The following is a 26,314-nucleotide window of genomic DNA, read 5'->3' as shown; positions in this document are numbered from 1 at the left end:
AAATTTCTTAGCCATCTTGTAGAAGAATTTTAAAATATTTTTAGGGCCTAAAAAGCGCTTTTGTAGCATCCCTTTGGGCTATTTGCTTGATAATTACCGTACTTTTACCGAATAGTAATTAATTTGTAGTAGTAGTTGGTATGATTTTGTACCACATTATGTGACGGATTTATTTTATATTTGATGTAGAATTGGAAAATCTTATAACTATGTCTAGAATTTGTTCTATAATTCTATCTATGTTGTTTTTCTGGGGAGGAAGTCAGGGAGTTAGCGCACAAGACAACAGCGCGATCTCTACGAAGCGGGATTCCCCCATGGGTATTGTAAGTTTCGGAGCAGCAGTCACTTCCGGCGTGTTGGGAGAAGGCGGATTCATCGACGGGTACATAAAAAAGGCCGGCTCGGATGCTTTCATTTTCCCCGTAGGCGACAACGGCGCTTTCCGACCGTTTTCGGTCGGCTCAGACCAGGCCATCGGAGCGTACTACGGCGTCAACCCTGCTGTGGCCGTGACGAGTAATCCGACCGGCGGCGACTATGGTGTGTTACCGGCGGGAGGGCCGTTTAACACCAACAACCTCGGAGAAGGGCTTGCCGCGGTGAGCACCAGAGAGTACTGGGACATCAATGGCACATCGCCGACCCGCATTACACTCTCGTGGAATGGCAACAGCGCCGTAAATGCGCTGCTGAGCAACGGGGCGCTTTCCAAACTGACCATCGTCGGCTGGGACGGCAACAAATGGGTAAACCTGCCCGCGTCAGTCGATGACACTTCCCTTTTCGGGCAGGCCAGTACGGCCTCGTCCGGTTCGCTCACAACCCTGCTCGACATAGTGCCGGATGTGTATAATGTTTACACGCTGGGCGCATTGCGTGACGGAGCGCTACCCGTGGAACTGGTGAGTTTCACAGGTGCGGCACGGGAGCGCGCGAGCTACCTCGAATGGGTTACGTCCGAAGAGGTCAACAGCAGCCATTTCGAAATAGAACGCAGCGACGACGCGAAATCGTGGCGGCAGATCGGAAGCGTGGATGCCCGCGGAGAGGGCATTGCTACGCCGGCAACGTCTGTGCAATACAGTTTTACGGACGAAACGCCCGTCGGCGGTAACAATTTCTACCGGCTCAAAATGGTTGACCGCGATGAGACTTTCGCTTACAGCCGCATTGTAAACATAGCCATGGATGGCCAGCCCGACTGGGCCGTGTATCCTAATCCGGTGGCCGACAAGCTGTTCTTTTCTTCCTATATCAAACAAAACCTTGCTTCTGCACGGCTTACGGACGCGGTCGGTCGCACTATGTACGCATCGCACGGAGAATCCGGCGAAGGTATCGACGTGAGCCGCATGCCCCCAGGCCTTTATTTACTGAAATTCTCCTTTACCGATGGGTTGTCAAAATCATATAAAGTGCTGATCAACAGATGATCATGTGTTCAACCGGACGGAAATATTAATTCAATGACTTATGGCTTATCTTGATCCTTATACAGTACCACTCACGGCCAACAAGGCAGCACACTTACTCAGAAGAGCTACCGTTGGCCCCACACGGGCGGAAATCACCGCATTTACCGGCCTCAACCCGGGTACCGCGGTAGACCAGCTGTTTGCAAACGTCACCTATACGGCATCGCCGGCGCCGCCCATCGACCTTACACCTACGAGCCCCAATTACCAGAAGCCGCTTCTGAGTTACCCGTTCATCGCTGCCAAAAGCGGGGAACACAGCGTGCATTTGCGCTACTGGTGGGTGGGGTTGATGATGCTCCAAAACGGTAAGCCCTCGGTATTGGAGAAGCTGACGGCTTTCTGGCAAAACCATTTCGTGGTTTCACAGAACGTCATGGCCGATTACCGCTACATGTACCGTTACCTCAAATTCCTGCGCGACAACAGCCTGGGCAATTTCAAGACGATGACGGTCGGGATTACCAAAGACCCGGCGATGCTTGTTTATCAGAACGGGCATGGTAACATGAAAGAGAATCCTAACGAAAACTACGCGAGGGAGTTGCAGGAGCTCTTCACGGTGGGGCAGCAAGACTTTTACGGTAACCTTAACTATACGGAGGAAGACGTGAAAGCGGCGTCGAGAGTGCTGACGGGCTGGATAGTTACCAACTACTACATGAGTGGGACGACCGATTTTACCGCGAATTTCCACCGGAACTACCACGACCCTTCCAACAAAACCTTTTCGGCCAAGTATGGCGGTACTACCATCCAGGGCCGGTCCGACGATACGGCCGGGGATGTCGAGATTAACGAGCTGATCGATATGCTGCTGAGGCATCCCGAAACGCCGAAACATATTTGCCGGAAACTGTACCGGTGGTATGTCAACCAGAATGTGACGCAGGACATCGAAAACAATGTGATTGTGCCGCTGGCGGCTTTTTTTGCGAGCCCGGAGAACAATTACAATATCAAACCGGTGTTGGAAAAGCTGCTCAAAAGCGAGATATTTTTCAGTGACCAGAATGTCGGCGCGATTATTAAATCGCCGATGGAATACCTTTTGGGCATGGGGCGGTTTTTCGAACAGCCCGTGCCGGATATGATGAGCGATACGTCAGGTTTCTACAACTACATCCGTTTTTTCCTCTGGGGAATGGGTGGTATGAACCTCGAACTCCTCACGCAGCCACTGGTGTTTGGTTATCCGCCTTATTATCAGGTAGGTTATTCCAAAAACTGGATCAACGGTTCGACGATCACCGCGCGCCGCGGCAATAGCGATTCGATCATTTTTCCGAACCTGGTGATCAAGCCGGGTTATACGCTGGGACTCGATTTCCTGGCCTGGATCAGGCAGTTACAGCCCAATTTCCCGGACAGCGGGGGAACCCCGGCCCTTACGCCGGAAGAAGTACTGGCTGCATTTTCCAAAAACCTGTTTGCGATCGACCTTACGGAAACACAAAAAACCTACCTCATCGATGTGGTCTTCATGAGAAATCTGCCGAAGATCGAGTGGCGCTACGAGCTCAATGCGTACCGCTTCAACCAGGCAAATACCAACGCCGCGAATGCCGTAAGAAACAGATGTGCCAACCTGATGCGGTATATGATCAGAATGGCCGAGTATGAGGTGTTTTAATTAGAAATTGTATGAAAAGAAGAGACTTTCTGGCATCAGCCTCAGCCATGACGTTACCTGTAATGGTCAACGGATTTGGTATAACCAGCCTCAGCAACCGTTCGTCCCTCGTGCAGGCGCTCATGGGTACGGCCGCGGCGGCTACCGATAGGGTACTAGTGATCATTTACCTCAATGGGGGCAACGACGGGCTCAATACGGTGATCCCGCTTCAATATTACTCCAAATACCAGAGTATCCGGAGCAACATCGCCATCCCGCAGGCCAAAGTATTGACGCTTTCGGGCATGGCGGAGGCGGGTTTGCACCCGTCGATGATCGGTATGCGCGAAATGTATAACCAGGGGCGGCTCGCGATCGTCAATTCGGTATCGTATCCGAACCCCAACCAATCGCACCACCGGTCGTCCGACATCTGGATGACGGCTACGGATGCGAACCAGTATTCGAATAGCGGATGGGCGGGACGTTACCTCAACAATCGTTTCCCGGGTTATCCCCAAAATTACCCGAACGACACGATGAAGGACCCGCTGGCCTTGCAGATCGGCGTGCTCAACTCGACGAGTCTGCTGGGGCCGCAAAGCCCGATGAATATTTCGGTGGAGAATATCAACAACTTCTATGCGCTGCTCAACGGCGGGCAGGGGATGTCGTCCAACGACTTACCGTGCTGCGACGCCGGTGAGATGATCAAGCACGTGCGGCAGCAGCAAGTTCTTTCTACCGGATATTCGGGGCAGATCAAAAAAGCTTACGATACCGGTACGACGATGGCGACCTATCCGACGGCCGGTACTACTACCGAGCTTTCGGAACAGCTTAAAATTGTGGCAAAACTCATCCATGGCGGCTTGCAAACGAAGATCTACTTCGTGGAGCTTGGCGGGTTCGATACCCACGGCGACCAGGTGACGGCGAGCGATACGACCATCGGCACGCATGCCACGTTGCTCAGACGCCTTTCCGAAGCCGTGTCCGCATTCCAGAACGACCTGGTCCTCCAAGGGACCGCCGACCGCGTGGTAGGTATGACCTTCTCGGATTTCGGACGACGCGCCAATTCCAATGCATCGCGGGGTACCGACCACGGCGTTGCGGCGCCCATGTTTGTATTTGGTACGGGTATCAAACGACAGATGGTAGGTGTGGTACCCGACCTCAACAACGACCTCGAACCGCCTACCAGCACCACGACCAATCCGAACCAGGAGGTGAAAATGCAGGTCGATTTCAGGAGGGTGTATTCGGATATCCTGCGCGACTGGTTCGGGGCAGAAAGCTCCGTTACCGACTCATTACTTTTCAGGAATTTCAAAACGACTTCATTGTTTTCGAATACGATCGAAACGACCGCTTCGGGAGCGTGGCTCGACCGCTCGATATGGTCGGCCGGACGTCCGCCGGGTGCGGGCGACTACGTGCGGGTGAACCCGGGCCATGTGGTGGCGGTCGGCCAGAATATCACTGTCCGCAACATCCAGGTAGAGGGCGGAGGAGAGCTGAATATCCTCGGAAACTATACGATTAATACCACGGGGTAAGCAGGAAACTTGCCTGTCGCCTTGTTGAAAGTGCCGGAGAACTTTGATTTCTTCCGGCACTTTTTGTTTACTTTACAGATTCTCAACTACCATCATTCATGAAAAAACTGGTTTATTACGCATTTGTCGCGACGGTGCTGCTCATTCAGGCCTGTCAGAAAAAATCAGAAAAAGCAGAAAGCACTATGCCACCGATTAGTGAAGTATTTGCCCGCTACTACGAAGAAAGGCTTCCCCTTTACCCGCTGGAAGCGACTATGAACGGCGATAACCGCTACAACGACAAGATGTCGGACGATCTCTCGCAGGCGGGCAAGTCGCGCATGACCGCTTTTTACAGGAAATACCAGGACGAACTCGCCAAATACGACCGCGGAAAGCTCACGGAAGAAGAAAAAGTGAGCTGGGACCTGATTGAATGGGAATGCAGCATTAACCTGGAAGGCCTCAAATACCCGGTGGAACTGATGCCGATCAACCAGATTTTCTCGACACACCTGATGATCGGGCAAATGGCGAGTGGAAGCAGCTTGCAGCCGTTCAAGACCGTGAAGGATTACGATAACTGGCTGAAACGCGTGGACGGTTTCGTCGTGTGGTGCGATACGGCGGTCGTGAATATGCGCAAGGGGATAAAGCTTGGTTACGTTTTGCCTGCGCCGCTGATTAACAAGGTGATCCCGCAGTTCGCCGATATGGATCACGGGCCTGTGAAAGAACACCTCTTTTATTCCCCTGTCAAAAATTTTCCGAAAGACTTTTCCGACGAGGACAAAGCAAGGCTTGAAAAGGAATATGCGGCAATGGTGGAATCGAAAATCATTCCGACGTTCGAAAAAATGCATGCTTTTATGCAAAAGGAATACCTCCCCGCAGGCCGGATGACCGATGGTTTTTCGGCGCTTCCTAATGGTAAGGCTTTGTATAATTACTTTATCAAATACTACACTACCACCGAGCTGACGGCGGAAGAAATCCACCAGACCGGATTGAAGGAAGTAGCGCGGATTTCGGCGGAAATGGAGAAGGTGAAGGCGCAGGTAGGTTACCAGGGCGACCTCAAATCGTTTTTCAATGCGGTGAGGGCCAACAAGAAGCTGATGCCATTTACCAAGGCCGAACAGGTGATCACGCATTTCAACGAGATCCACGAGCGGATGAAACCTAACCTCACGAAGCTTTTCGAACTCACCCCGAAAACGCCTTTCGAAGTGCGCAGGACGGAGGCATTCCGCGAAGCATCGGCGTCTGCCGAATACAATCCGGGTTTGCCTGACGGCTCACGTCCGGGGATTTTTTATGTGCCGGTGCCGGATGCCAAAGAATATAATATCGTTTCAGATGAAAGCCTTTTCCTGCACGAAGCCATACCAGGGCACCATTACCAGATTTCATTACAACAGGAAAATACGGCGTTGCCGGAATTTCGTAAAAACCTTTGGTACAGCGCTTATGGCGAAGGTTGGGCATTGTATACCGAGTCGCTGGGCAAGGAACTGGGGCTTTATACCGACCCTTACCAATATTTCGGCATGCTGAGCGCCGAAATGCACCGGGCGATCCGTTTGGTAGTCGACACCGGCCTGCATTCCAAGGGCTGGACGCGCGATCAGGCCATCAAATATTCGCTGGATCACGAAGCTGAATCGGAGGAGAGCATTACCGCGGAAGTGGAGCGTTATATGGCCGGTGCCGGGCAGGCATTGTCGTACAAAATCGGTCAGTTGAAAATCAGGGAATTGCGTTCCAAAGCGGAGAAGGAAATGGGTACAAAATTCGATATCCGCGCATTCCACAAGTTGGTGTTGGAATCGGGCTGCGTACCGCTGAAACTGCTCGAAGATAAAGCCAATGCCTGGATACAGGCTGGTAAATAATTAAGTTTAAAGAGCAATGCCGGCAACGGCGTTGCTCTTTTCGTATTCCCTCACTTTTTGCCTTTTTGAACGACGACGTTGCTTACCCGCGCTTCTTCGAGCACGTCGGGGTTGTGCGAACATATAAACAGCCCTACCAACACCTTGCTTCCGAAATTGGACATTTCGTGGGTGCCTATTAATTGCAGCGGCTTGCCCTTCGCCGCCCCGCGCATCATGTAAGTGCTGCCCTCGCGGCTTACTTCGATGGTTTGAATGGTTTTTTCCTTACTGAAAATCTCGTCTTCCGGGTCGCGCATTTTATCCCCTTTCTTCACGCGCCATTGCAGCACGGTGAGCCCGTCGCCGTGAATGACCGCGCTCAGGTGCGAGGCATTGTCGTCGGTCGATTCCCGGACCATCCAGCCCACTTTCCGATGGCCGTCCTGGCCCTTTCCAACGAATTCGAAGTCGGCGGAAACGGTGAAATCCCCATCCATTTCGCGGAAGAGGTACTGGAACTCGTCGCGATCGAACCAGATGTTGTAGCCCCCGCCTTTCATCGTGTAGGTCTTTGTGGACGGGTCGTAAGCCGAAGAACCTGTCAACTTGGGGTTGCCGATGTCCTTTCCTGCCTCAAAAAGGCCTATTTTGGCCGGAGCGAAGCTTGCCAACACAATAATTGTCAGTAGAATAGGTAAAAAAGTTCTTTGCTTCATAGGAGAAAATAAATGGAATAGGAACAGTATAGCACAGGACAGTTGTTAGTGCTTAATTGGCATTATTGCTTCAATAAATGTACATTTTTTTAGTTAAGTTTATATACTAACTAAAAAGTGTGATTGATGAACCTGAACCCAAGATGATGAATTTGAGGACCAGTTTTTTGCTGCTGACCGGGGCGGTGGTCACTGCTTTGAGCTTCCAGTCTTGTAACAACAACCCCGGAAGCCCTGCTGAGGAGAAACTGCCCGAGCAGGTGAGTTACAATTTCGACATTCGGCCCATTCTTTCCGACAAATGCCTGGCCTGCCACGGTCCCGACGCGAACAAGCGGGAAGCGGGCCTGCGCCTGGACGATCCCAAAAGTGCATTCGCTGCATTGAAGGACAATCCCAAAGCCCATGCGCTGATAGCCGGCAAGCCCGATCAATCGGCGGTGTACCTGCGCATTACGACGGAGGATACGACACTCCGCATGCCACCGCCTGCATCCAACCTCAAACTGTCGGAGCGGGAGATCGACCTGATCGGCAAATGGATCAAACAGGGGGCGAAATACGAAAAGCACTGGGCATTTGTAGCGCCCAAAAAGCCGAAACTGCCCGAGGTGGAGCACAAGGATTGGGCCAGAAACGATATCGACTATTTCATTCTCGAAAAGCAGGAACAGAAAGGTCTCGAACCGAGCGCCGAAGCGGATAAGGAACGCTTGCTGAAACGCCTGAGCCTCGATTTGAACGGCCTGCCGCCAAGCTTGCAGTTGATGGACGAGTTCATGGCCGATAACAGCCCGAATGCGTACGAAAAAGTAGTAGATAAGCTGCTCGCCAACCCCACTTACGGGGAAAAAATGGCGATCCACTGGCTCGACCTCGCCCGCTATGCCGACTCGCACGGCTACCAGGACGACGGCTACCGTACCCAATGGCCCTGGCGCGACTGGGTGATCCACGCCTTTAATAAAAACATGCATTACAACGATTTCGTGACCTGGCAAATGGCTGGTGACCTGCTTCCCAATTCTTCGAAGGAGCAGCTTCTGGCAACAGGTTTCAACCGCAACCACAAAATCACCGAAGAGGGCGGCGTGATCCCCGAGGAATACCGCATTATGTACGTGACCGATCGTAACGACCTGTTCGGTAAGGGGTTATTGGGTGTAACGCTCGAATGCGCGCATTGCCACGACCATAAATACGACCCGTTCTCGCAAAAGGAATATTACCAGATGTTCGCATTCTTCAATAATGTGAATGAGGTGGGTATCGAATCGGTGATCGGCGGGCCGGAGACTTATGCAAAGAAACCGCTGATGGAAATCAGTAACGACGAGGTCAAGAACATCCTGACATTTATTAACAAGCCGGACACCAACCGGCTCATCGTGTCGGTCATGGGCGATCTGGACACGCTGCGAAAAACTTATGTCCTCAAACGAGGTGCATATGACGCGCTCGGCGAGGAAGTGCAGGCCGGTACGCCAACCGCTATCCTGCCATTTGATCAAAAATATCCTAAAAACAGGCTGGGGCTTTCGCAATGGCTGTTTGATAAGCGCAATCCGCTGACCGCCAGGGTGTATGTTAATATCCTGTGGCAGGAATTCTTTGGAAGGGGCATTGTAAAAACCTCCGGTGATTTCGGTATGCAAGGCGAGCTGCCTACGCACCCGAAACTGCTCGACTGGCTGGCCGTGGATTTCATGGAGCACAACTGGGATATCAAACGGTTTGTGAAGCAAATGGTAATGTCGGCTACCTACCGGCAATCGGCGGTGGTGACGAAGGAGCACCTCGCACGCGACCCGGATAATGTGTACCTCGCGCGCGGATCGCGCTACCGCATACACGCGGAATTTGTGAAAGACCTTGTGCTCGCGAGCAGCGGCTTGCTCAACCGCACCATCGGAGGCCCGAGCGTGAAGCCGTACCAGCCCGCCGGACTTTGGGAAGGCGCCACTTCGGGGCGTGGGTTGCTATCGGTATACAATCAGGACCACGGAGCAAGTTTGTACCGCCGCGGCATGTACACGCTCATCAAACGCACCGTTCCACCGCCTACGATGGCGATTTTTGACGCCAGTAACCGCGATTTATGCGAGGTAAGGCGCCTGAAAACCAATACACCGTTGCAGGCACTAGTGATGATGAACGACCCGACGGTGCTGGAAGCCTCGCGCGTGCTCGCCGGAAGGCTTTTGCAGGAAAAGACCAGTACCGAAGCCAGGATTACGAAGGCATTCAGGCAGATCGTCTGCCGTACCCCGAGCCAGAAGGAACTGGAAGTCCTCACAGGCTATTATGCGAAGGAATTGAAGGAAATCCAGCCCCAAAAGGCCGATAAGATGGTCATGGTAGGGGAGTACCCACTGACCAAAAACGTGGACAAAAAAGCGCAGGCAGCATTGATGCGCGTCATTTCCACGATTTACAATCTCGAAGAAACCATTACAAAATCATAAACCAAAGCCGGCATGAACGGCGACGGATGACTATGGAAAAGGAAATCATTGAACACGGATTCAGTTTCAACAGGCGGCGGTTCCTCTCCACGATGAGTCTCGGGATCGGAAGCGTGGCATTAGGCTCGCTGCTCATGCCCGACCTGCTGAAAGGCGGTGGATTGGAAGAAGAAGGCCTGGCGCCCGGAATCCCGCATTTCGCACCCAAAGCCAAGCGGGTAATCTATTTATTCCAAAATGGCGCCCCTTCGCAGCAGGAGCTCTTTGATTACAAACCGAAGCTCCGCGAAATGTTCGGCCAGGAAATACCGCCTTCCGTGCGTGGTACGCAGCGGCTTACCGGTATGACGGCCAATCAGGCGTCATTCCCGCTCGTGGGGTCTTTCGTGGATTTTAAACAATACGGCCAGTCGCAGGCGTGGGTGAGCAACCTCATGCCCTATACTTCCAAAATCGTGGACGACCTGTGCTTTGTCCGCTCGATGTACACCGAGGCGATCAACCACGATCCCGCATTGACATTTCTGCAAACCGGCTCGCAGCAAGGCAACCGGCCCAGTATGGGTTCCTGGCTGAGTTACGGCCTTGGTAATGAGAACAAAAACCTGCCGAATTTCACAGTATTGCTCTCCCGCGGCGTGGGTAACGGGCAAGGGGTGTATTCCAAATTATGGTCCAACGGTTTCCTCGATTCGGTACACCAGGGCGTGCAGTTCAGCAAGGGCGAAGACCCCGTGCTTTACCTGCGCGATCCCGACGGAATGGACCGGAAAGAGCGCCGCGATATGCTCGACAAACTTTCGGAACTGAATGACCTGTCGTATCAGGAATTCGGCGATCCGGAGATTGCGGCGAAAATCAAGCAATATGAAATGGCTTACCGCATGCAAACTGCCGTGCCCGAGGTCATGGATTTGTCTAAGGAGTCCGATGATATTATCAAACTGTACGGTCCCGAATGCCTCGTGCCGGGTACGTACGCGGCCAACTGCCTGCTCGCACGGAAACTCTCCGAAAACGGCGTGCGGTTTGTGCAGCTCTATCACCAGGGCTGGGACCAGCACGGTAACCTGCCATTTGAAATCACCAAACAGGCCATGGACGTCGACCAGGCATCCGCTGCATTGGTGACGGATCTGAAACAGAGAGGATTATTGGATGAAACGCTCGTGATATGGGGCGGCGAGTTCGGTCGGACGAGCTACACGCAGGGCAAGCTGACCCCTGAAAACTACGGTCGCGACCACCACCCGCGTTGCTTCACGATCTGGATGGCTGGCGGCGGTATCAAACCCGGCATCGTATACGGCGAAACCGACGAGCTTGGCTACAACATTGCCAAAGACCCGGTGCATGTGCACGATTTCCAGGCTACGGTCCTGCATCAGCTCGGCCTGAATCACGAGAAGTTGATATTCAAGCATTTGGGGCGCCGCTACCGGCTCACGGATGTTTCGGGCAAGGTGGTCCGCGATATTATCAGCTGATTTTTTGAGAGTTGTTTCATTGGTCAATTTTTGGTGGAATTTTAAATGCATTTGAAACTCAGGGTTTTCGCGGAACAGTTACTGGTTGCTTCCAACATTTTCATACTGTTTTTACTGCTCTTCGAAGGCAAACTCGTGATCCCGGCGTGGCTGCAAACCATCGGCCGGATGCACCCGCTCATCCTGCATTTCCCGATCGTGATCCTGCTGCTGGCGATGCTGCTGGAATTCTTCCGTTTCAGACCGGAATATGCGGGCAATGCGTTTTACCGCAACTTTCTGCAAGGCTTGCTGCTCATAGGCGCGCTTTTCGCGGCTGTGACGGTGATCATGGGCCTGTTTTTGTCGCGGGAGGAAGGCTATGAAGGCGCTACGCTCACCTACCACAAATGGACAGGCGCGGGCATTTTCTTTTTCGCATCGATGATCTACTGGGTTCGGAATGCCCGGTGGTACAAATCGGTCACAGCGAAGGCAGGTGCATTGCTGACGGTGGTAGCGCTCGTGCTCACCGGGCATTACGGAGCCGCGCTCACGCATGGGAGCAATTTCATATGGGAGCCCATTTCGAGTAAAAAGGAAATAGCGGAAGTGCCATTGGAGAAGGCGGTTGTTTATACTAATGTAATCCGCCCGATTCTTGAACAGAAATGTACAAGCTGCCATAACCCCGACAAACTTAAAGGTGAGCTCATCCTGACCGACCCGCAATCGATCATGAAGGGCGGGAAATCGGGCAAGTTGCTGGTACCCGGCAATCCGCAAATGAGCCTGCTGCTGCAACGGGTGCATTTACCGATGGAAGAGAAAAAGCATATGCCGCCATCCGGAAAGGCGCAGCTTACCTTGCAGGAAATCTCGCTGCTCACATTATGGGTGAAACAGAAAGCGGATTTTAATAAAAAACTGACCGATTTGCCTGCCTCTGATTCCCTCCGAATGCTGGCCACGGCATTCCTGCAACCGCAGTCTCACGAGGAGGAATACGATTTCCCGGCTGCCGACGAGGACAAGGTCAAAGCTTTGAATACCGACTACCGGACGATTCTGCCGCTCGCACGCGAATCACCCGCATTGGCGGTGAACATCTACAATGCATCAGCCTATAATGTGGGCCAGCTTGACGAGCTCGGTGACATTCGCAAGCAGGTTATTTCATTGAATTTGAATAAAATGCCTGTCAAAGATGCCGATTTGAAAAGCGTCTCCAAATTTGAAAACCTCCGCAAGCTCGACCTGAATTTCACGGACGTCAGCGCGGCGGGTTTGAAGGAACTGGCAGGGTTGAAGCATTTGCAAAACCTCACATTATCGGGTACCAAACTCGGCCTGAACGATTTGAAAGGGCTGCTGCCGCAATTGAAAAGTGTGAAAACGGTGGCCGTTTGGGATACGAAGCTATCTGCCGCAGATGTGCAGCAATTGCAGCAGGCCAACAAAGCCATGACCATCATCGGAGGTTTCAAAGACGATGGCAAGAACCCGTTGAAACTCAATCCGCCGCAAATGAAGAACGCCTCGCCGATTTTCGCGCAGTCACTCGTGGTGGACATTCAGCACCCGATCAAGGGCGTCGATGTGCGTTTCACGATGGACGGCTCGGAGCCGGATAGCATCAAATCTCCATTGCTAGACCATAAAACGGTGATCAACGGCAATACGAGCATCCGCGCCAAGGCCTATAAGAATGGCTGGTATGGCAGCGATATGATTACTTTCGATTACTACAAAAGCGCCTACCAACCGGATAGCGGCACATTACTCGCTCCATTAAACCGGGTGCACCAGGCCGAGGGCGTGAAGACGTTCTTTGATCATAAACTGGGTGTTATCGGTGCCAACAATCCTGCCTGGGCCAATAACTGGGCGGGGGTCAGAGACAACGACATGGCATTTGTGTCGGAATTCAAGAAGCCTGTAATGCTGTCGTCGCTGGGCGTGCGCTACATGGTGGAGGAGGATACAGGCATTTTTCCGCCGGAGCTTGTCGAAATATGGGGCGGTACCACGCGCGATAATATGAAACTGCTCACGAAGTTCAAGGCGCCGATGCCGGTGAAAGGGGAGAGGGCGTCGCTGCAAAGTGTGGCGGGATCGTTTAAACCGCAGCAGGTGTCCTACATTAAAATAGTAGCTAAGCCGCTCAGCAAAATACCAGCGTGGCACCGCAGCAAAGACAAGCGCGCATTGCTGCTTGTCGACGAAATGTTTTTGAATTAATTACGCTTTGCCGAGCCTGCGCCACATTTCCGCGCAGGCGCGAGCATTGTGGTAGGGGCATTTCCAGAAGTTGATCTTATCGCCCTTCACCGGCGTACCGTCCTCTTTTACAGTACCAAACCATTCGCCCCGCTCGTGGTCGACGAACTCGTTGACGATGTAATCCCAGCTTTTTTCGGCTTTGGTTTTAAACTGAGGGTCTTTCGTGAGTTGATATGCATTATAAAAGCCCACGAGCTGCTCCGCTGCCACCCACCAGCTACGGTCGGTCTGGGTATGTTTCGTTTCCGGGTCGTATTCGTAGTTCAACGCGCCGTCCGGCCCTAGGCCTTTGGAAGCCGTAGTCGCCATGGCGATGGATTTCTTTTTCATCCGGGCGATCAGCTTCTCGTCGTGCAATATCTCCGCCGTTTCAAAAAGCAGCCACGAGGCCTCGATGTCGTGCCCAAATGAGACGATATTGTCCTTGGCTTTCCACTTTTCATCGAAAAACAGCTGCATGGTTTCTGTTTTCGGGTTCACAATGTGCGTGATGATGACGTCGAGCATTCCGGCAGTTTGTTTTTTGAGCTTCGCATCGGGCCATACGCTGTACAGGTTGGTATAGGCTTCTACCAGGTGCAAATGCGTGTTCATGCTCTTGATCCACGGACTTTTGCTCAAAATATAATCGTCCGTCGCCGACCAGTCGCGCGCAAATGCCTCACGGTAACCGCCATTAACCGGATCGAATGCGTACTTTTCAATCACTTCAAAAAGGGATTGGGCTTTTTCCAACGCAGGTTTGAAATGCGTAACGCGGTAATACTCGGCCAGTCCGTACATCGCAAACGCATTGCCGTAAATCTGCTTTTTGGTTTCCAATGGCGAGCCATCCGCATTCACCGACCAATACACGCCGCCATGCTCGGCATCGAAGAAGTTTTTGACCAATTGCTGGTAAGCACGGTCTGCGAGCGTAAGGTATTTAGCTTCTTTCAACAACCGGTGCGCCAGCGAAAACGTCCACAAAAGCCGTCCCGTCAGCACTACCGACCGCGCCGAATCCTTCACCGGCTGGTTTTCATAATTAACCCTTCCATAAAACCCGCCCCTCTCGGGATCCGGCCCGTATTTTTCCCAATAATCGAGAATCGCAATAAACTCTTTCTTAAATGCTTCGGGCGTAAATGCGGCCATGGTTCCGGGTTGGTTTTTTCAGGGAAAAGCAAGGCTTGGCGCATTCATACTTGTTGGTCAATCGCTAAGCGGGCTTTGTCGCTAACCGTTCTTTGTCTAGCAGTGATTGCAGCAATTTGTCCGAGGTCACAAACACATCGGCCGTGCCTTTAAGCGCTACTGCCGTGGCCAGTTGTATGCTATCCGCAGATCGCAGACCGTCCATGCCGTACGCATTCAGCACTAATCATTTCGTCTTTCGGAGATAATTTCGTCGGACAGAGAACCTTTGAGGTTTTTCAATAGCTGCCGGCTTTTGTCGAAAGAAAAGTCGCTCCATAGAAGCGTATTTTCATCTGTCTTAGCGGGCGGAGCAACTTCGATTTCAGGAAATGCGACGATCACTTTTGATGGGGATGCGATGCGACGATTTGAATCCAACTGGATTCACCCGTTTTGATCAGTGCCTTTAGTTTCAAGCATAGCGGTATATAGCATTAAGTTGAAATATAAGATATGGATTTCCCGTGAAAGGGACCAGCATTATCCCCATACCCGACTTAATCCTGCACCACCACTTTGAATACTTCTTCTCCCACACTTAAAAAGTATAAGCCGCTCTGCAAATGGCTGGTATCAATGCCGTTGGCAGGGAGGACGGATGATTCCATGACGGTAAGGCCGGTCTGGTCTTTGAGATTGAAAGGCTGGGCGGTGTTGGGAGTCTTTACGTTAAGCCGGCCGCGGACGGGATTGGGGTAAATGGTCGATGCGAGATGCCCCTCCTTGATCGCGATCAGGCTTGAATATTCGAATTGTCCGTCGTGGTCGAGCTGTTTGAGGCGGTAGTAGGTAATGGGGCTCGCAGGCGCACGGTCGGTGAATGCGTACGTACGTAGACTTTTCCCATCCTCGCTGCCCGTCACGAAGCCAATCGTTTCGAACTGCCTGGCGTTGTGGCTCCGCTGAATCTCAAACCCCTTGTTATTGGTTTCCGAGGTTGTTTCCCAAATGAGTTTGTTGCCTTCCGGCGTGCGAAGGCCGCGGAAGGAAAGCAGCGTCACCGGGAGTATTTCCTGGCAAAGGGGTGTTTCCCTGACTTCTTCCACAGAATTGCAGCCGGTACCGTTATTCCCGATGGCGAGCGCTTTGTCGTGTATGGCCATGCACACACTCGGAACGGCACATTGCGTTAGTAGTGGCGAGCCCGCGAGGATTAAATTGCTAAAATGAACATTTTCGAAACCTTCCAGGCTAACTAATGCGGCATTCCCCGTTGCTTCCAGGTAGAGATTTTCCAAGTTACCCAATCCTTTGAAACTCGTTATCTGTGTGTCTACCACCCTGATATATGATAAAGCCGTTGTCAGGGATTCCAGGCCTTCTAAACTGGTAAAAGAGGGTCCCGAAATAATCAACATGTCTACAAATTTCAGCGAATCGAAACCTTTCAGGTTCGGCACATTGGTATTTGGAAAAAAAACCAGCCAGGACGAAATTGTATCCACCTTGTTGAGTCCCTGCAAGCTGCCGAAGGTTCCCCAAAAATCCGCAGCACCCAGTTTTGTAACGTTATCGAGGCCTTTGAAATCATCGATGTGCATGCCTTGGGCGACGAGGAATCCCCCGAGCTCGGTCAGTCCTTGCAACCCGTCAAAGTTTTTGATGTTTGGGTTGGGTGCAGAGAGCGAAACATATCCCAATTTTTCGAGAGAAGTCAATGGCTTGAAATCCGCGATGGTGGTGTTCGTCAGATGAAGCGAGGTTAAATTTTTGACATTTTGTAACCCTGAAAGCGAATTGATGGCAGGGCAGTTCGAAACAGTGATGCCAGCCGACTCAAGCGATTCGAGCCCGGCGAAATTTGTAAGCAACGGATTGTTGGTTAACTGAAACCCCATGGTCGATTTCAGGTTGGACAGCCCGCTCATATTCGTTAGCAACGGATTGTTGATGATCCACAGGCTTCGGTCGATTTGCTGAATGTTCGTTAACCCATTCAGATCGACAATATCCGCGCCTTCCACGCGAATATCGCCCAAAACCTGGGTACAACCCGGATAGGTGGTTGAAAAGGCATTCACCTGTGCCTGCGAGCTTAATGTGATGGTGTTGTTAAGCGATCCGCAGGTCTGCGCCAAGGCTGGCATGCGCAGCAGTAGCAATGCGAAGGCGAGTAATAGTAAACGTCTTTTCATGGTTATAGGAATATATTGAAGAGAACTGTTCGTAACGCTAATTCAAGTTACAAAATCTTCAAAATATTCCTATAACTTATTGATTTATTGATAATAATGCGAAATTGGCATATCAGTCACCCTGGTTTTCTTCCTGGCTCTCGTGGTTGTCGCCACCGAGGCTGTAATAGTTGTTTTCCTCGTCTTCCCGGCCGATTTCCTCGTCTTCATCATCGTATTCCGAGCCAGGCACGTCGAGATCGTCGCCGGTGAGGTCGTCTTCGAACGATTTTTCGTTCCAGTCATCGGCGTCAATGTCCAGTTCGCGCTTCACGCGGGATATGTCCTCGGGATCTATGTCCGGGTCGATAAGGCCCTGGCGGAAAATATCTTCATCCGCCGGATAATTACCGGGAAGGTCATCATCATATAATTCGTCGTCTTGATCATTTGGGGCCATAGCTGTAATGGTTAAATGGTACTAAAATTGGGTTGTTGTTACTCCGGCTTTCGGGTATTGGTTAAAAAAGCGTTCCCGTACGCTTTTACCTAAAATAATTGTTTTCACCCAATTTTACGATTGCATGCAAAGAAATTTAATCCGGTCGGCCGGCGCCTTGTCGGTACTCGCGGCTGCCACCCTGGCAGCGGCTACCGTACTGGTCGGTTACCGTAGCGAAACCCTCGAAAAATCAGCCCTCTACACGCCTGTTGATGCCAAAGAACTGAAACTGCCCGCAGGCTTTTCGGCCAAAATACTGGCTACCGACCTCGGCGCTACCCGGCATATGGTGGTGGGTAAAAACGGCGACATGTATGTAAAGCTTTCCAAACTCAAAGACGGCAAGGGCCTTTACCTCCTGCGCGATACCAATGGAGACGGCGCGATCGACGAGCAAAAACTTTTCGGCGATTACCCCGGTACCGGCATCGCGATCAAGGATGGCTTTTTGTACAGCTCTTCGAATAAAGGCGTTTTCAGATATAAGCTGAACGAAAAGGACGAAATCATCGATTTTGATAAACCCGAGAGCATTATCAGCGGGCTAACCGACCACGGCCGCGACAACGCAAAGCCGCTTGCCCTGGATAACAAAGGGAATCTTTACGTAACGGTGGGTTCCTATAACGACAACTGCCGCGCGGCAAACTCGGCCAAAGGTATGTCGCCCTGCTCGATCCTCGATTCGGCGGGCGGGATCTGGCGTTTCAAGGCCGGGCAGCTCAATCAGCAGTTTTCCGACGGTACGCGCTATGCTACGGGTGTGAAAAACGCCGTTGGGATCGATTGGGACAACAAAACCAATGCATTGTATGCCACTACGCACGGTCGCGGGAAGTTCGACGACATGTACCCTCAATATTACACGCCGAAGCACAGCGCCGAGCTGCCATCCGAAACGCTATACCGGCTGAAAGAGGGCGACGACGCGGGCTGGCCGTACATTTATTACGATCATTTTCAGAACAAAAAAATGCTCGCGCCCGAGTACGGCGGCGATGGCAAGAAGACGGGCGGCGAAAAGACGGTCAATCCGCTGGTGGCTTTCCCGGCGCATTTGGGGCCTAATGCATTGATGTTCTACACCGGCAATATGTTCCCGGCGCGTTACCGCAACGGCGCATTCATTGCATTTCACAGCCAGTCGTCGGAGCTGAAAAAAGGTTACCTCGTGGCATTTGTGCCGTTTGTAAATGGCAAGCCGGGTAAATGGGAGATTTTTGCGGACAATTTCGCAGGTACCGACCTGGCCAAACCGACCGGCCCCATTCAGCACCGCCCGTGCGGCCTCGCGCAGGGACCCGACGGCGCACTATACGTGACCGACGACCTGAATGGTACTATTTTCAAGATTGCTTATAGTAAGAAGTAGGCTGGAAGAAGTAAAATAAATGTCAGTCTGAGCGCCCGGCGACCGGGTTCGGTCAGACTGACAATCACGCTTTCGGCAAAGTGGCGAACGCCCTTACCGGGAATGTGCCAACTCCCTTGAACTTCGGCGGTACCGCGCTGAACAGGTAGCCCGATGCCGGTAGCTTGTCCAGATTGCACAGGTGCTCGCATATCAGGATTTCGGCACCCAGCAGAATGGTGTGTACCGGGCGGCTGTTACCGCGGTTGTCGTCGATATTGTGGCTGTCGATACCCACGAGTTTAACGCCGCAGTCTCGCAGGTATTCGGCCGCTTCGCGCGTGAGGAACGGGTGGTTTTCGAAATAGGCTTCCGTGTTCCAGTTTTTCGACCAGCCGGTGTGCACGATCACCGCCTTGTTGCGGATTTCGAGGTTTTGAAAAAATTCAATACCTATTTCCAATACGCCGATCGCAGAGATCGTGATCGCATCGAGGTTTGCAAATGCTTCCAGCGCTACCTCCGAAAGGTCTTTTCCATGCGCATAGCGATGAAAGGGACAGTCGATGTAGGTGCCGGTATTGCTCACCATTTCGATTTTCCCGATCTGGAACTCGGTACCTTCTTCGTACCGGCCTTTTGAATCTTCCCGACTGAGAAAATCGCAGATTACCGGTGCCGGAAGGCCCTTGTAGGTGATCAACCCATCAAAAATCGTATGGCTCAGATCAATAAGCAGTTCCGGCGACGGCTGGTTTACGGGCTGCCGTTTATGTTTTTCCTGAATGTAGAACTTATTGAGGATCTCGACTTTCCCGACCATTAACAGCCGCAGGTCTTTGATAATATAGTCCGCCAGTTCGGCGTCGGTGATGGTTTCTCCGGCGATATCGAGCCGGAAATCCTGTCCCTGAATGCCCCCGCCGTTGGTAAATTCAATATTAAAGTCAAAAACTACCCTGTGATCCATAGGTTACAAAAATGTGTATCAGAAGTTGGTGTCCGGCTTGTCCAGGTTCGTTTCCTTGATCCAGATATTGCGGTAGTACACGTCGTGGCCTTCCGATTGCAGTTTCAGGCCGCCCGGCGTGTCGGTAATGCCCTTACCACCGTCGTTACCGCCATCGATACCCGAGTTTTTACCACCCCAAACCTGGCTGATTTTCTGGTTGGTATGCACTTTTTTACCATTAAAATACAGGGTAACCATGGGCTGCTCAACCAGTTTGCCGTCTTTGAAACGGGCCGCGCGGAACTGAATATCGTACGAATTCCACTTCCCGATGCCATTGTAGGCATAATAGGGCGATTTGGATTCATTGATCACCGCAGCCATCCCGTGCGAGGTGGTATCGCCATCGAGCACCTGTATCTCGTAACGGTTTTGGAGGTAAACGCCGCTGTTTCCACCGGGTTTCGTGATCAGGAACTCCACATGCGCGCGGAAATCCTTGAACTGCTTTTTGGTAACAATATCCGCCGAGCCGTACAAGCCACCCGCAGACGCCGGATCGTTACAGTTGATCACCGTACCCTTATCCACCGGGTCGTTCACGACCGTCCATTTGATTGGAGGCTTGGCCGCAAAGCGCGGGCCTTCCCAGTAAATCCATTTTTCGTCGAGCATCTTGCGACTGCCGTCGAGGTATACTTCTGCGCCTTTGGGGGCCTTCACACCCACGCCTACCTGTGCGTACGCGAGGCCGGTGAATGCGATGGCGAGTGCCTGGCCGAGGAAAATGCTTTTCAACTTCGAGAAATTTCGGTTCATATTGTTGTCGTTTTTATGCTGGATATAAGGGCTTGAAATTTTAGAATATACTCGCCCGCCCGCTATAACTTCTCTTCAAACAGTTTCAGAATGCGCTTGTACTCGTCGGTCCACGACGATGCTTCCACGAACCCGTGGTCTTCCATGGGGTAGGAGGCGAGCTCCCAGTTGTTTTTCCCCAGCTCGATCAGTCGTTGCGAAAGGCGCACAACGTCCTGGTAGTGCACATTTACATCCACCATACCGTGGCAGATCAGCAGATTGTTTTTCAAACCTGCCGCATGATAAATGGGCGAGCTCTTGCGGTAAGCGAGACTGTCGGCTTGCGGCTCGTTGAGGATATTGGCGGTGTACGACTGGTTATAAGCCGCCCAATCGGTTACGGGGCGTAATGCGGCGCCGGCCGTGAAAACGTCGGGCGTGGTGAACAAGGCCATCAACGTAATGAAGCCGCCGTACGAACCACCGTAAATGCCGATCTTTTTCGGATCGACGCCATACGTTTTTACGAGCCATTGGGCGCCGTCGGTATGGTCGGTGAGGTCTTTGCCGCCCATGAAGCGGTAAATGCCGGTGCGCCAGTCGCGACCGTAGCCGGAGCTTGCCCGGTAATCCATATCCAGCACGGTATAGCCCTTGTCGGTGAGCAGGTTATGGAACATGTATTCCCTGAAATACTGGCTCCACCATTTGTGTGCATTTTGTAAATAACCCGCGCCGTGTACAAATATCACCGCCTTGCCGTTCGACTGTTTCGGCTCATAAACCCGCGCATAAATATCCTGACCGTCGGTGGCTTTGATCGTCACGACCTTCGCCTCGCGCCAGGGATAGGAGAAAAATTCGGGGGAAACGGAACGCGTAATCTGAACCGGTTGCGCATTTTTTGCCGATGCATTATCAAGCAAATAGAGCTCCCAGGGCGCGGTGCTTTTCGAGAGTCGGATAGCCAGGTTTTTTTCGTCGGGCGAGAGCGTCATCTCGTGCGCGCCGGGCGTGTGCGTGAGACGGGTACGCGCGCCGCCGGTCACGGGCATGCGGTACACGTGCTGTTCGCCCGGGTGTACTTCGTTGGTAATGAGGTAGAAGGCCTTTTTGTCTCTCGAAAGCACCACATTCTGCACCTCGAACCGCCCGGAGGTTAATGCGGTTTTCTTACCTGATGCAATATTGAATGTATATAAATGCGAGTAACCGGTAGCTTCGCTCTGGAAGTAGATCGTCTGGTCGTCGAGCCAGCCTATTTCCCCGGCGCTTTGCGGGTAACCGCCCACGCCCGGCCCGCCGATCCACGCCTCGTCGCGCTGGCGGTCGAGGAGTTTCAGCGAAAGCGTCGCCGGGTCGAGCGACATGATCCACCGGTCTTTGCTATCGAGCGAACGGACTATCACAACGGCATTCTGCCCGTTATCCGACCAGAATGGTCCGTGAAAAATGACTTTCCGTTCCTTTTTCTTCCAGGCGGTATCCAGTTTAGGGTAATCTTTGAGGTAATCGGGCTTGTCGTGAATGCCTGGAATATCGCTCGTCGCGACTTTTCTGGCGGTATCCTTTTTCACATCATATATCCAAAACTCGCTCTCCGAAGCCGGCGCACCGACTTTGGTCCGCGCTGAAATATCCTCGGTAAAGCCGCTTTCCGTTACATAATTGGGTACAATCGTGGATTTGGCGGACTTGTCCGCTTGTACAAGGGCGTAGGTAACAAACCGCCCGTCGGGACTTACCCGCTGGTTGGTCACATTCTTGTCGCCGAGGTGGATTTCCTTCGGTCTGGCCGGTTTGTCGGCTTCCGTAACCTTTTTGCCTGCATCTTTTTTATCTTTTCTTTCTTTCAATACCTCGAACATACCCAACTGATCGGCTTTCAGAAATTGCTCCTGCTCGCCGGGTTTGCCGTCGGCCTTTTTAGTGCCCGTTTTGAAATCGGTCAGCTGGCTGACTAACCCGGAAGCCAGTGCAATGCTGAAAAGGTTATTGCCGCGCTCGAAAACAACGGCCGTTTCATCCACGCCGAATGCCGGATCAGACTCACGTTCAGTGGTATTCGTCAGTTGACGGATCGCGAAATCCTTGTAATTGATCATGAAAATGTCCCCGTTTTTCTCATAAAGCCGCATGGTACGGGCCCGGTTGTAAATACCGTTCTTGCCGGGCAGTCGTCGCCTTTCCGCCGGAGCTACTTTACTGATTTTCTTACCTGCAAGCGAGTACGCATACAGCGAATCGGAAGGGTTTTTATCCGGGTTCCAATTGAAATACACCGTTTTGGAATCGTCAGCCCAGGTTATGTCTGTCGGCGAAGTCCCGATCCACATTTTCGGGTCCCGCATGATTTTCTCGACGGTCAGCGGGGCGAGGGATTGGGCGTGGAGGTTATTGATATAACAGAGTGATGTGAAAAGAAGGAGTTTGTAAATGTGGTTTTTCATTCCGACGTGCAACTTTTGAAGCAATATATAAAATGTTACGTCTCGTAACGGAATAGAAACAGAGATTTGTCTTGCATTAAAATGGATGTGCTATTTTTGAGCGTATTCTTAATCTTATGACCTTTACTCGCTCCCTGATTTTTATCCTCGCGGCCATTTGCGTAGCATTTGCCTGCACGCGCCCGCAAAGCCCAGGCCCCGAAAAAGGCGTCTCGTTCGCTTTGAACCAGTACCGCAAGCAGCACATCGATAGCATTCATTACCAGATCGAGCTGGATATTCCGGCGGGTAAGACTGGGAAGATCGAGGGAAAGGAAACCATTACGTTCCTGCTGAATGCGCTGGATTCAGCGCTGGTGCTGGATTTTAATGCAGATGCCGGGCATTTGAAGGAGGTACGTGTTGACGGTGAAAAAGTGGAGTATCAGTTTGTTAATGAGCATATTGTTATTGATGCAAAACATTTAAACAAGGGTAAAAACGAGATTGGGATCGACTTTACGGCGGGCGACCAGTCGCTGAACCGGAGTGACGATTATTTGTATACCCTTTTCGTGCCGGATCGCGCTTCGACTTGCTTCCCGCTGTTCGACCAGCCCAATTTGAAAGCGTCGTATCAACTGAGTTTAAAGACACCCGAGGGCTGGGAGGCCGTTTCAAACGGTAAGCTGACCGCCCAAACGGTTGAAAATGGCAAGCGCGTTTACAAATTCGGCGAAACGAAGCCGGTGAGTTCATATCTTTTTGCTTTTGCCGTGGGTAAGTTTTTCAAAGAGACCAGAATGCTGGACGGCCGGGAGATGACAATGTACTACCGGGAAACAGATACCTCGAAAGTGAACCGCAACCGGGACGAGGTTTTTAAGCTGCACGCCCAATCGCTGGCGTGGCTGGAAGATTACACGGCGATCGATTATCCGTTCGGAAAGTTTGATTTTGTGCTGTTGCCGTCGTTCCAGTATGGCGGAATGGAGCATCCGGGCGCTATTTTTTACAATGAACCCGCATTGTTTCTCGATGAAAATGCCTCGGTGAACCGGCGCATGGCGCGTGCGAGCGTAATCGCGCACGAGTCGGCGCATATGTGGTTCGGCGACCTGGTGACGATGGACTGGTTCAATGATGTGTGGTTGAAAGAAGTGTTTGCGAATTTCATGGCGGCCAAGATCGTGCATCCGAGCTTTCCGGAAATCAATCACGACCTGCGTTTTCTGCTCGCGCATTATCCCAATGCTTACGAGGTTGATCGAACGGCGGGTACCAACCCGATTTTGCAACAGCTTGGCAACCTCAAAAACGCCGGGACGCTTTACGGGGCGATCATTTATATGAAAGCGCCGATTGTAATGCGGCAGTTGGAGCGGAAAATAGGAGAGAAACTGATGCGCGAAAGCTTACGTGAGTATTTGAAAACCTATTCATTCGGAAATGCGCGTTGGGACGATCTGATCGGCATTATCGACAAACGGACGACGGAGGACATTGCTACGTGGAGCAATGTGTGGGTGAAAACGCCCGGAATGCCGGAGTATAGCGTTGAAAAACTCAAAATTGTACAGGCGAAGGATTCCGTATCAGGGCGTGTCTGGGAGCAACCGCTCGTTTCGCTGGCGCAGCAATGCCCGGAAATCCTGGTTTGTCCGAACAGTGACGGAACAGGTTATGGCTATTTTAAAATGGATACCGCTGCCAAAGCATGGTTTTTTGAGCATTATGATGATATGGACGTGTCAGACCCGGTTTTCAAAGGAGCAATGCTGGTGAATATCTGGGAAGGATTGCTTCGCGGCGACGGCCCTGCGCCGGAAAAGCTGATAAACTATACATTAAATGCATTGCCCAAAGAACAGAACCCGCTTCTGGTCGACTATCTATTGGGTAATCTGCAAAGCAGCTGGTGGGTGTTTTTGAATGCAAACCAGCGGGCCGCGCATCAGCAGCGGATCGAGCAGGCACTTTGGCAGCTCTTGAACGGCACGAAGGACAAAGGCATTCAGACGTCCTATTTCCGCGCATTTAAGGCGGTTGCATTGACGGACGACGGCTGGCAGAAAATGCACGGGCTCTGGACCGGCAAGCTGGAAGTGAAAGGCCTCGTACTTTCCGAAGAAGACAAGATTTCGCTTGCCTATGAGCTCGCATTGAAAGGAAAAGGTGACGGAAAAGCCATTCTGAGTGAGCAGCTGAATGCGACGAAAAACCCCGACCGGAAGGCTAGAATGCAGTTTGTAATACCCGCGTTGAGCGCCAGCGAGACAGCCCGCGACGCATTCTTTGAAACGCTAAAAAAAGAACAAAACCGCGAAAAGGAAGCCTGGGTACTGGACGCATTGACCTATCTGCACCATCCGCTACGGGCGCAAAGTGCATTGAAGTACCTCCACCCGTCGCTCGATCTTTTGCAGGAAATCCAGCTCACGGGCGATATTTTCTTCCCTACACGCTGGCTGCACAATACATTCGCAGGTCACTCGTCGCCGGAAGCGGCGGAAATCGCGCAAACCTTTTTGAAGGATCATCCGGATTACCCTTACTTTTTGAAAAACAAAATCTTGCAGGCGACCGATCTGCTTGATCGTTCGGTCAAACTTTCTGAGACCTATGCCCAAAAAGAGCATTCCCCTGCATTATCTCAGCAATGAGTCGGGCCTGGGCATTTCCCTGCACCGCATCGACCGGATGAACCAGATGAATGCGCCGCATATGGACGCCCACCGCGACGATCACGGGAATTTCTTTTTCCAGGAAGACGGCCACGCACGGCTGATGGTCGATTTTCGGGAAATAGAGCTCAGGGGCAGCGGCGTTTTTTGCATTATGCCGGGCCAGGTGCATTATCCGCTTGAAACCGAGGGCTCCTACGGTTGGTTTCTCGGCGTGGACATGAGCCTGCTCGACGAACACCACCGGGCCGTCGTGGACGAATATGCATTGCATGGTTTTCCGGTCAGCCTGGATTCCGCGCAGGCCGATTTACTGATGCGAAGCCTTCATTTGCTGCTGGAATTTTACGAGTCGCCTTCGCAATACGGGCAGGCGGTCATACAATCGATGCTGAAAACATGCCTTGGTATTTTTACTTCGCTTTTTGAAAAGGAGATTTTGCAGCGGACCGTGCAAACGCGGCCGTCGGCCATAACTTCGCAATTCCGCAAACTTTTGTTACAACACTTCAAAACTGTGAAAAGTCCTTCCGAATATGCCGGAATGCTGAGTATCACGACGTCCTATCTGAATGAAGTGGTGAAGGAAACCTCCGGCCAGCCGGTAAGCCACTGGATACAGAACGAAGTGATGATGGAGGCTAAAAGATTGCTGTACTATACCGATTTGAGCATAAAGGAGATCGCATTCGGGTTGGGCTACGACGATCACACTTACTTTTCACGGCTGTTCCGAAAGGTTTCCGGAAAGTCGGCCGGGCAGTTCCGGGAAGAATTCAGGAAATAGTAGTTTTGCTAAAACCGCGATTTGTCCAATCTTTACCCCTCTTTTTCTCTTTATTCTTTTCGCGCGGGCGT

At 51.9% G+C, this 26,314-nt stretch carries 18 protein-coding genes; 10 read left to right on the top strand and 8 right to left on the bottom strand.

All coding sequences use genetic code 11. The annotated features are described in order from the left end of the window. Window positions 1–239 precede the first annotated feature (239 nt). The 4 genes from BMW93_RS25360 to BMW93_RS25345 all read left to right on the top strand — a co-directional run bounded on the left by BMW93_RS25360 (window position 240) and on the right by BMW93_RS25345 (window position 6,532). Window positions 240–1,436, top strand: coding sequence for a T9SS type A sorting domain-containing protein (locus tag BMW93_RS25360; protein WP_177194194.1), 1,197 nt, complete (start codon window positions 240–242; stop codon window positions 1,434–1,436). Between the two features lie 40 nt (window positions 1,437–1,476). Continuing rightward, the gene (locus tag BMW93_RS25355; protein ID WP_090382975.1) at window positions 1,477–3,111 is read left to right on the top strand and encodes a DUF1800 family protein; all 1,635 of its coding nucleotides are present in this window, start codon (window positions 1,477–1,479) and stop codon (window positions 3,109–3,111) included. Between the two features lie 11 nt (window positions 3,112–3,122). Beyond that, window positions 3,123–4,655 (top strand): DUF1501 domain-containing protein, encoded by a 1,533-nt coding sequence (locus BMW93_RS25350; RefSeq protein WP_229240797.1) that lies wholly within the window; start codon window positions 3,123–3,125, stop codon window positions 4,653–4,655. A gap of 98 nt (window positions 4,656–4,753) precedes the next feature. Further along, on the top strand, window positions 4,754–6,532 hold the full coding sequence (locus BMW93_RS25345) for a DUF885 family protein (RefSeq protein WP_090382972.1): 1,779 nt from the start codon (window positions 4,754–4,756) through the stop codon (window positions 6,530–6,532). 50 nt (window positions 6,533–6,582) lie between these two features. On the opposite strand, the gene BMW93_RS25340 is transcribed toward BMW93_RS25345, so the two are convergent. Beyond that, a complete protein-coding gene (locus tag BMW93_RS25340; RefSeq protein ID WP_090382970.1) occupies window positions 6,583–7,230 on the bottom strand; it encodes a hypothetical protein in 648 nt (215 codons plus the stop codon). 146 nt (window positions 7,231–7,376) lie between these two features. Between BMW93_RS25340 and BMW93_RS25335 the strand changes: the two genes are divergently transcribed. Genes BMW93_RS25335 through BMW93_RS25325 form a run of 3 tightly spaced genes read left to right on the top strand, consistent with a single transcriptional unit; the run spans window position 7,377 to window position 13,402 of the window. Beyond that, the gene (locus tag BMW93_RS25335) at window positions 7,377–9,695 is read left to right on the top strand and encodes a PSD1 and planctomycete cytochrome C domain-containing protein (protein ID WP_090383297.1); all 2,319 of its coding nucleotides are present in this window, start codon (window positions 7,377–7,379) and stop codon (window positions 9,693–9,695) included. Between the two features lie 32 nt (window positions 9,696–9,727). Then, window positions 9,728–11,182 carry a DUF1501 domain-containing protein gene (locus BMW93_RS25330; RefSeq protein WP_090383294.1) on the top strand — a complete coding sequence of 485 codons (1,455 nt, stop codon included), beginning with the start codon at window positions 9,728–9,730 and terminating at the stop codon, window positions 11,180–11,182. Window positions 11,183–11,227: 45 nt separating this feature from the next. Then, window positions 11,228–13,402, top strand: coding sequence for a c-type cytochrome domain-containing protein (locus tag BMW93_RS25325; protein ID WP_090382968.1), 2,175 nt, complete (start codon window positions 11,228–11,230; stop codon window positions 13,400–13,402). On the opposite strand, the gene BMW93_RS25320 is transcribed toward BMW93_RS25325, so the two are convergent. The 4 genes from BMW93_RS25320 to BMW93_RS25310 all read right to left on the bottom strand — a co-directional run bounded on the left by BMW93_RS25320 (window position 13,403) and on the right by BMW93_RS25310 (window position 17,197). Next, the gene (locus BMW93_RS25320; protein WP_090382965.1) at window positions 13,403–14,581 is read right to left on the bottom strand and encodes an AGE family epimerase/isomerase; all 1,179 of its coding nucleotides are present in this window, start codon (window positions 14,579–14,581) and stop codon (window positions 13,403–13,405) included. Window positions 14,582–14,803: 222 nt separating this feature from the next. Further along, window positions 14,804–15,001 carry a hypothetical protein gene (locus tag BMW93_RS35280; protein ID WP_143061723.1) on the bottom strand — a complete coding sequence of 66 codons (198 nt, stop codon included), beginning with the start codon at window positions 14,999–15,001 and terminating at the stop codon, window positions 14,804–14,806. Between the two features lie 119 nt (window positions 15,002–15,120). Then, window positions 15,121–16,758: a T9SS type A sorting domain-containing protein gene (locus tag BMW93_RS25315; RefSeq protein ID WP_090382964.1), complete on the bottom strand. Its 1,638-nt coding sequence runs from the start codon at window positions 16,756–16,758 to the stop codon at window positions 15,121–15,123. A gap of 112 nt (window positions 16,759–16,870) precedes the next feature. Further along, a complete protein-coding gene (locus BMW93_RS25310; protein ID WP_090382961.1) occupies window positions 16,871–17,197 on the bottom strand; it encodes a hypothetical protein in 327 nt (108 codons plus the stop codon). Window positions 17,198–17,321: 124 nt separating this feature from the next. On the opposite strand from BMW93_RS25310, the gene BMW93_RS25305 reads away from it, so the two are divergent. Further along, window positions 17,322–18,611 carry a sorbosone dehydrogenase family protein gene (locus BMW93_RS25305; RefSeq protein WP_090382958.1) on the top strand — a complete coding sequence of 430 codons (1,290 nt, stop codon included), beginning with the start codon at window positions 17,322–17,324 and terminating at the stop codon, window positions 18,609–18,611. A gap of 64 nt (window positions 18,612–18,675) precedes the next feature. Here the strand turns inward: BMW93_RS25305 and BMW93_RS25300 are convergent, their stop codons facing one another. From BMW93_RS25300 to BMW93_RS25290, 3 genes are all read right to left on the bottom strand, one after another. After that, on the bottom strand, window positions 18,676–19,560 hold the full coding sequence (locus BMW93_RS25300; protein ID WP_090382956.1) for a cyclase family protein: 885 nt from the start codon (window positions 19,558–19,560) through the stop codon (window positions 18,676–18,678). 18 nt (window positions 19,561–19,578) lie between these two features. Continuing rightward, the gene (locus BMW93_RS25295) at window positions 19,579–20,361 is read right to left on the bottom strand and encodes a DUF1080 domain-containing protein (protein ID WP_090382953.1); all 783 of its coding nucleotides are present in this window, start codon (window positions 20,359–20,361) and stop codon (window positions 19,579–19,581) included. 62 nt (window positions 20,362–20,423) lie between these two features. Continuing rightward, window positions 20,424–22,793 carry a prolyl oligopeptidase family serine peptidase gene (locus tag BMW93_RS25290; RefSeq protein WP_090382951.1) on the bottom strand — a complete coding sequence of 790 codons (2,370 nt, stop codon included), beginning with the start codon at window positions 22,791–22,793 and terminating at the stop codon, window positions 20,424–20,426. A 116-nt stretch (window positions 22,794–22,909) separates the two neighbouring features. On the opposite strand from BMW93_RS25290, the gene BMW93_RS25285 reads away from it, so the two are divergent. Next, on the top strand, window positions 22,910–25,435 hold the full coding sequence (locus BMW93_RS25285; protein WP_090382949.1) for a M1 family aminopeptidase: 2,526 nt from the start codon (window positions 22,910–22,912) through the stop codon (window positions 25,433–25,435). Beyond that, window positions 25,395–26,243 carry an AraC family transcriptional regulator gene (locus BMW93_RS25280; protein WP_090382946.1) on the top strand — a complete coding sequence of 283 codons (849 nt, stop codon included), beginning with the start codon at window positions 25,395–25,397 and terminating at the stop codon, window positions 26,241–26,243. The genes BMW93_RS25285 and BMW93_RS25280 overlap by 41 nt, the downstream gene beginning before the upstream one ends. Window positions 26,244–26,314 lie beyond the last annotated feature (71 nt).

Origin of the sequence: Dyadobacter sp. SG02, from assembly GCF_900109045.1 — a bacterium.
Taxonomy (GTDB): domain Bacteria; phylum Bacteroidota; class Bacteroidia; order Cytophagales; family Spirosomataceae; genus Dyadobacter.
The sequence above is the reverse complement of the archived record's forward strand: the minus strand, read 5'-3'. Positions and strand labels throughout refer to the sequence as shown.